Source organism: Sulfoacidibacillus ferrooxidans, assembly GCF_022606465.1.
GTDB lineage: Bacteria > Bacillota > Bacilli > Alicyclobacillales > SLC66 > Sulfoacidibacillus > Sulfoacidibacillus ferrooxidans.
Genome location: NZ_JALBUF010000086.1, coordinates 1 through 447 on the forward strand (window position 1 = coordinate 1; position 447 = coordinate 447).

Consider the following 447-nt stretch of genomic DNA (forward strand, 5'->3'; position numbering starts at 1 on the left):
TTGTAGCCCAGCGCTTCGGCGTGGCGCGAGGTCCAGGGGTACTTCAGGTAGGTACCCAGGGTGGCGTAGGTCAACCGCGTGCCGCCGTCGAACTGGTGGTATTCCAGTTGGGTGAGGACCCGGAAGCCCTGGGCGTTGCCTTCGAAGTGGAGAAAGTCGGAACGCTCGGCGTCGCTCATTTCGTCCAGCCAGCCACGTCCGGCGGCTTGCTGGAACCAGTTGCGGATCGCGTCTTCGCCGGAGTGCCCGAACGGTGGGTTGCCGATGTCGTGGGCCAGGCAGGCCGACTGGACGATGACCCCGAGGTCGCTGGGGTCGCACCACTCGGGTAGTTCCTCGCGGAGGATCTCGCCGACCCGCATGCCCAGCGAGCGGCCGACGCAGGCGACTTCCAGGGAGTGGGTCAGGCGGGTGTGGATGTGATCGTTGCTGGAGACCGGATGGACC

Annotated in this window: 1 protein-coding gene; it reads right to left on the reverse strand. The window is 66.4% G+C overall.

Annotation, left to right across the window (positions count from 1 at the left end; all coding sequences use genetic code 11):
* Nucleotides 1-447 (reverse strand): dGTP triphosphohydrolase (dgt, locus tag MM817_RS16490; protein WP_241717145.1); only part of this gene is annotated, 447 nt, incomplete at both ends.